Here is a 6,224-nt window from a genome sequence, read left to right as displayed (position 1 = left end):
CCGGGCCCCTCCGTGTCATGTGCCGGGGCGTGGCCCTGCCCATGGTCCTTGTGCGGAAGGGGATTTGAGTCCCGACTTGGGTCCCAGGGCCCAAGACCGTACGGGAATGGGCACATAACCTCGCTTTCATGTCGCCACTGGGGGTAGTGCGTCGTTTTCGTCGTCGTGTACGGAGGCTCAGGCCGCGTACGGACGCTCGCTTGCTGGGACTGCGCGGAGCGCAGCGGGGTCAGGGGACCATCGAGTACGTCGGCCTGGTGGTCGTCGTCGCCGCGATCGTCGGCGCGCTCGTGACGACCGGGGTCGGGCCGACGCTCGCCGAGGGGATCGGCACGCAGGTGTGCCGGATCACCGGCGGGAGCGACTGCGGCGGTGGCGGAGGCGGGGAGACCGAGGCCGTCGGCGAACAGGACGATCCCGGCGCCGACGACCCGCCCGGCGACCCGGCCTCCGACATCGGAGGCGCTGACGGCACCGGCGGCACCGGCGGTACGGACGAGACCGATACGGGCGACTCCGGCGACCCGGGCGAACTCGACGCCGGCGAGAAGACCCCGACGCAGATCGACTACGAGACCGCGCTCAAGGAACTCCAGGACGCCCAGGCCGCCGAGCGGGCCGACTCGGACAAGGCCAAGGAGGCCGCCGAGGAGCTGGCGAAGATCCTCGCCGACGAGCTGGGGATCACCGACGCCCTCGACTGCGTCACCAAGGGCGACATGGGCGCCTGCACGGAGACGCTCGTCAATGTGCTGCTCAGCCTTGTCGGCGGCGCCGTCGGCAAACTCGCGGCCAAGTACGGCGCGCCGTGGAAGTGGAAGAAGGCCGTCGAGCTGGTCGGAAAGCTGAAGAAGCACGGCGACGACCTGTACGACGGCATCAAGGGCCTGATCAAGAACCGCAAACGGGTCGGCGAGGCGGAGGACGGACTCGCCGACGCGAAACGGAAGCTCGACGCCGAGAAGGCGAAGGACGCCGACAAACCCGGCCGGAAGCCCGAGAACGAGCCCGCCACCTGTCCCGTCCGCCACAGCTTCCTGCCCGGCACGCCGGTACTCCTCGCCGACGGCCGCCGTACGGCCATCGAGCGGGTCCCCGTGGGCGCCCTCGTCCTCGCCACCGACCCGGTGACCGGTGTGACCCGGCCCCGTCCCGTCGTACGGACCATCACCACCCACGACGACAAGGACTTCACCCGGCTCACGGTCGCCACGGCGTCGGGTCCCGCGGTGATCACGGCCACCGACACCCATCCGTTCTGGCTGAGCGACCGGAACCGCTGGGCCGACGCCGGCGAGATCACGCCCGGCGACGAACTGCGCACCCCGTCCGGGACGGCGATGCCCGTCGTGGCGGTCGCCCACCACACCCAGCGCAGGACCACCCAAGACCTCACGGTCGCGGGCATCCACACGTACTACGTCCTGGTCGGCTCCGCCCCCGCCCTGGTGCACAACCAGGACATCTGCGACCCGCTGACACGCGAACAGCTCGACGAGGCCTACCGCGCCAACAACTCCCAGAAGGTCCTTGACCATGTGTTCGACAAGGCGGATCACGGCTTCGACGACCTGGTCAGGAAATCGGGCGGCCGTGAGCAGGCGCTGAAGAAGATCGTGGACAGTCTCGGCGACGGTCCGATGACCCAGAAGCCCGGTGGCCGGCCGGGCGAATTCGAGCTCAGGCGGGTGGTCGAGGGCGAAACCGTCACCATCCGCGGGCGTATGGTCAACGGAATCGCCCGTATCAGCACCGCGTTCATCCCCGCCAAACACCCGGGAAACAGGTAACGGACCCATGGACCACAGGGACCAGGAGCAGAAGCACGAGGAGCACCGGGACCGGGAGTACGCCGAGGTCAAACGGCTCGCCCAGGAGGGGGGTCCGACCGCGGGGCTCCTCGACTACGCGCAGGTCGTCTTCGGTCTCGAACGGTTCGACGAGGAGAGCGCGGCGGTCGCCATCGTCACGCGTGTCGCCGGCGAGCACCCGGACGATCCGCGCGCCGCTCTGCTCTTCTCGCACAGCGCGTTGCACATCCAGCTCGACGAGGACGCCGTTCTGCGCGGGGGCGAGCTGGTGGCGAGGATTCCCCGGGAGTCCGTGTACCGGCCGCTCGCCGCCGTGCACCTCGCGGCGGTCAACGAGTGGAACGGCGTGGACCGGAGCGACCGGGACCTGACGTTCCGGCTCATCACCGAATCGGTCGAACGGGCCCCGGAGCTGACGTCGAACAATGCCTGGCTCGGCAGGCTCCACGCGGAACGCGGCGAGCCCGCGAAGGCCAGACGGTATCTGGAGCGGGCCAGGGCGAACATCCTGGGCGCCCCGGAGCGGGCGGCCCTGTCGCTGGTCGAGCGCGCCTGGCACGAGTGCTTCACGGGCCGCCTCGCCTCGCCGGTGGGGATCGAGACGGACCTCGCCAAGCTCCGCTGACCGCACGCGGCGCGGAACCGCGTCCGAACCGCGCCAGGAGCCGCACCGGAACGGCCGCGCACCGCGCGTACGGCACCGGGACGCGTGGGACCGGACTGGGCCCTGGGGCCCATGACCGCGTCGCGCGCGGCGCGTAGCGTCGCGCTCCCGACGAGGTTGTGTACGTCCAGGAACAGCATCCGCACGCTCCCGCGAACGCCGGAGCCGTTGACCGGGGGTACGTACCGTGATCTGCACCTTCCTGCTCAGCGGACGGCTGGAGCCGGCCGAGCTGACCGAGGCGCTGGCCGAGGTGGTGCGGGTGCCGCGCGGCCAGGTGGACGTCTGCGCCGGACGGGACGACTTCGGCGAACGCGACTGGGAGGCGTTCGTCCTCTGTACGTACCGTCCCGCGCGCGGCGATGTGGTGATGAGCCTCGACATCCAGGTCCAGCCGTCGACCGCCGTCCACGGCGCGCCCGTGACCGAGCCCGAGCTCGCCGTGGCCTTCGCGCGCGGGACCGGGGTCACGGTGCTCCATCCCGACGACCGCATCGATCCCGAGACGTACTGGCTCACGGAGCCGGCGGGCAGGGTGACCAGGGCCCGTCTGCTGGCCTCGGACGACGAGCCGTCGACCTACACCGTCGACGCCGTGGAAAGGCCCGTGGACGCCTTCCCGGGCGCCCGCGTGACACCACTGGCCGAGACCCCGCGCCCCTAGGGTCTGCCCTGCGACACCGCCGCGCCTCTCGGCGAAGGCGCCGGGCGGGAAAGGCGGTTGCCGATCGCCGCCCTCGCGGAATTGGATGAGCGGGTGGACCGGCGGGCCGCGGTACGGACGAGCGAGCGGGTGGACGAGTGAACGAGCGGACGGACGTGCCCTTCGGCGAGGAACTGCGCGCAGCACTGGGCGCCCCGAGCCGGGCGCGCGTGCTCGACAGCAGTCCGCGCTCACGGGTGTGGCGCGTCGAACTGCCCGATGCCGGGCCCGCCGTCGTCAAACAGCTGGTCGACGGGCCCGAGGCCGCCGGGAGATACGCCCGGGAGACCGCCGCGCTGAAGCTCGCGGGCAGGGCCGCGCTTCCCGTCGCACCGAGGCTGCTCGGTACGGACGACGACGCGCGGCTGCTGGTCATGGAGCTGCTGGACCACCGGCCGCCCACCGAGGGCTGGCAGGTCGCCTACGCGCAGGCCCTGGCCCGGCTGCACGCCTGCGCCCTCACCGCGCCCGCCGGCGAACTCGCCGCGCTGCCGTCGTGGTCGGGCCCGCGCGATTGCGACATCGACTCCTTCCTCGCGCTCGCCCACGCACTCGAAGCCACCGTCCCGGCCGCCGTGCGCGAGGAGTTGGACGGACTGGTCGAGCGGCTGGGCCGGCCGCCGCTCCGCCCGGCGCTGCTGCACGGCGATCCGTGTCCCGGCAACGATCTGCACACCCCGGACGGGATCCGCTTCGTCGACTTCGAGCAGGCGTCCCTCGGCAGCGGACTGATGGAACTGGCCTATGTACGGATCGGCTTCCCGACCTGCTGGTGCGTCACCGCCGCGCCCGCGCCGCTGCTCGACGCGGCCGAGGCCGCCTACCGCTCGGCCTGGCGTGACGCGACGGGCACCGAACAGGAGGGAGATCTCGCCGACGCGTGCGCCGGCTGGCTGATCCGTGGCGACGCGCTCGTGCGGCGGGACCACCGGGACGGGACCGACCATCTCGCCAGGCTCCCGCACCGGGACTGGACTTGGGGCACGGCCTCCGCCCGCGGGCGGCTGCTGCACCGTCTCGATGTCGTCGCCCGGATGACCGAGGACGGAACGAGCGCCGGCGCCGGCGCTCGTTCCGGGCTGGGCGCTCTGGGACGGCTCGCCACGGAGATGGCCGCGCGGATACGGGCCCGCTGGCCCCGGCTGGGTCCTGTACCGGTACGACGCCCGGAGTGAACGGGGAGCCGGGAGCCAGAAGCCCGGAGCAGGGCGCGGGGCGCGGGGCGTCAGGCGCGAGGAGCCGCCGGGCGAGGCCTACGGGCACGGCGGACCGGGGCAGGCACGCGGGCGCGGATTGGGTCCGTAGGCCCATGCGTGCTGGTGAGAGCCGTTGCTAGCGTGCCGGGACGCGCCGGCTCGCGACGGGCCGGCGAGCCGCAGGTCCAGCGGGAGTCCAGCGAGATGGGGGAACCGTCATGCAGACGCGCACCGCGGGTACGCCGGTCATGTCACGGCGGGTCGTCCTGGCCGCGACGGCCGCCGCGCTCGCACTGGGGCTCACCGGCGCCTGCGGAGGCGCCGAACGGAACGACGGCGGGGCGTCGAAGAAGAGCGCCGGCGCGCAGGCCCACGCCACGGCGACGACCACCGCCCCCATGGCCCCGACCGGCGAACCGTCCCCGGCACCGACGCCCCGGCCCGGTCTGACCGGTGTCGGCGCGAGCGACGGCAGGGTGCTCGGCCAGGACGGGCTGGACCGGGCGGTGCTCGCAGACGGCGATGTCTCCGGCTTCACCGTCGAGCAGATGGCCGCGCCGCCGCCGCGTGGCGAGAGCGCCGAGCAGGCCGAGTGCCTGCCGCTGACCGCCGTGCTCAACGGCAGGCCGGAGCCGCGGGCCAAGGCCGTCGCGTACCGGCAGCTCGCCGGCGCGCGGAACAGCCGTCCCGCCGTCTCGGAGATTCTGACCGCCCATGGTGCCCAGGCGGCCGGGACCGTCCTCAGCAGGCTCCGAACCGCCGTCACGGCCTGCGCCGACGGCTTCACGGCGACCGGCGGTGACAGTCCGTCGAAGTACACCGGTGTGAGGCCGCTGCCGGCGGTCGAGGCGGGCGACGACGCGCTCGCCTACCAGGTGACGGGCGACTTCGAGGGCCGGCCGGTCCCGCTGGTGTTCCATGTCGTACGGGTCGGCGGCACCGTGGCCACCTTCTACACGGCGAACCTCGAAGGCCCCAGCACTCCCCGGATGCCCGCCGCGCTGCTCCAGGCCCAGGTGAGCAAGCTCAAGTAGACGCCGCCGGCCGCCTCTTCGTGCCCGGCCGCCCGTTCGTGCCCGGCGGCCCCATCGCGCCCGGCGGTCCGCTCACGCCCCGGGCGTCATGCTCACCCTGGTGCCCGGCCGCAGGCCCCAGCGCGCCATCGCACCGGCCTCCGCCTCCAGTACGTGACGGGCCTTCCAGCGCGGCATGGCGAGCCGCCCCGGCCGCAGCGTATGGACGTCCACGACCGTCAACTCCTTGTCCAGATACGCCACATCGATGGCGAAGCGCATCCGGAAGGTGTGCACGCTGTTGCACGGCGTGATCAGCAGCGCGCCGTCGATCCCGTCGCGCCCGAGCAGACCGCGCCGCCGCGTCCCGTACGACGCGGCGATCTCCAGATTCACCGGGCCGTCCTGGCCCGCGATCGTCAACTGTCCAGTGCCGTTCCGCCAAGTGCCCATGGCCGTAGACCGTAGCGCCCGCCGGGCGGGCCGTGTCCCGGGGCCGACGCCTCTGGGTCCTGACGCGTCCCGCAGTGGGCCCCTGGACCCATGACCGGGCCCGGCGGACGCCTTTAGGGTCGTGCCGTGTACGCCACGCTGATCGTCGTCGCCGTTGTCTGGGGCGGAGCCACCGGCCTGCTGCTGCCGCGTGCCGCGTACCGGCTCTCGGTCGAGCCGGACCAGCCATGGCGGGACGCCTGTCCGGCCGGGCATCCGATCACCGGTCCTGCGCGCGGATGGCTCGGCGGTACGCGCTGCGCGAGCTGTGACGCGGGCGCTCCCGCCCGTACGCCCGCTCCACGGACACAGAGCCCCGCGCCCGGCCCGGCCCCCGTACCCGGC

6 protein-coding genes and 1 pseudogene are annotated in these 6,224 nt (G+C 73.0%); 6 read left to right on the top strand and 1 reads right to left on the bottom strand.

Translation table 11 applies throughout. The annotated features are described in order from the left end of the window. Positions 1-200 precede the first annotated feature (200 nt). From BFF77_RS23815 to BFF77_RS23795, 5 genes are all read left to right on the top strand, one after another. Positions 201-1,790 (top strand): Hint domain-containing protein, encoded by a 1,590-nt coding sequence (locus BFF77_RS23815; RefSeq protein WP_066953236.1) that lies wholly within the window; start codon positions 201-203, stop codon positions 1,788-1,790. Between the two features lie 7 nt (positions 1,791-1,797). Further along, positions 1,798-2,436 (top strand): hypothetical protein, encoded by a 639-nt coding sequence (locus tag BFF77_RS23810; protein WP_066953234.1) that lies wholly within the window; start codon positions 1,798-1,800, stop codon positions 2,434-2,436. Between the two features lie 226 nt (positions 2,437-2,662). Continuing rightward, a complete protein-coding gene (locus BFF77_RS23805) occupies positions 2,663-3,139 on the top strand; it encodes a hypothetical protein (protein ID WP_066953232.1) in 477 nt (158 codons plus the stop codon). Between the two features lie 137 nt (positions 3,140-3,276). Further along, positions 3,277-4,353 carry an aminoglycoside phosphotransferase family protein gene (locus BFF77_RS23800; RefSeq protein ID WP_066953230.1) on the top strand — a complete coding sequence of 359 codons (1,077 nt, stop codon included), beginning with the start codon at positions 3,277-3,279 and terminating at the stop codon, positions 4,351-4,353. Positions 4,354-4,592: 239 nt separating this feature from the next. After that, positions 4,593-5,408, top strand: coding sequence for a hypothetical protein (locus tag BFF77_RS23795; protein WP_066953228.1), 816 nt, complete (start codon positions 4,593-4,595; stop codon positions 5,406-5,408). A gap of 72 nt (positions 5,409-5,480) precedes the next feature. Here the strand turns inward: BFF77_RS23795 and BFF77_RS23790 are convergent, their stop codons facing one another. Further along, positions 5,481-5,840, bottom strand: a complete 360-nt coding sequence (locus tag BFF77_RS23790) for a DUF192 domain-containing protein (protein ID WP_066953226.1) — start codon at positions 5,838-5,840, stop codon at positions 5,481-5,483. A 126-nt stretch (positions 5,841-5,966) separates the two neighbouring features. Between BFF77_RS23790 and BFF77_RS23785 the strand changes: the two are divergent. Then, positions 5,967-6,224: pseudogene (locus BFF77_RS23785) on the top strand (prepilin peptidase); the annotation flags it as partial.

Origin of the sequence: Streptomyces lushanensis (assembly GCF_001700515.1) — a bacterium.
Classification (GTDB): Bacteria; Actinomycetota; Actinomycetes; order Streptomycetales; family Streptomycetaceae; genus Streptomyces; species Streptomyces lushanensis.
This window is presented reverse-complemented; position numbering and strand designations above follow the sequence as displayed.

Coding starts and splice junctions, on each gene's coding strand:
- BFF77_RS23810 (WP_066953234.1), top strand. CDS start 1,798: ATGGACCACAGGGACCAGGAGCAGAAGCACGAGGAGCACCGGGACCGG.
- BFF77_RS23795 (WP_066953228.1), top strand. CDS start 4,593: ATGCAGACGCGCACCGCGGGTACGCCGGTCATGTCACGGCGGGTCGTC.
- BFF77_RS23790 (WP_066953226.1), bottom strand. CDS start 5,840: ATGGGCACTTGGCGGAACGGCACTGGACAGTTGACGATCGCGGGCCAG.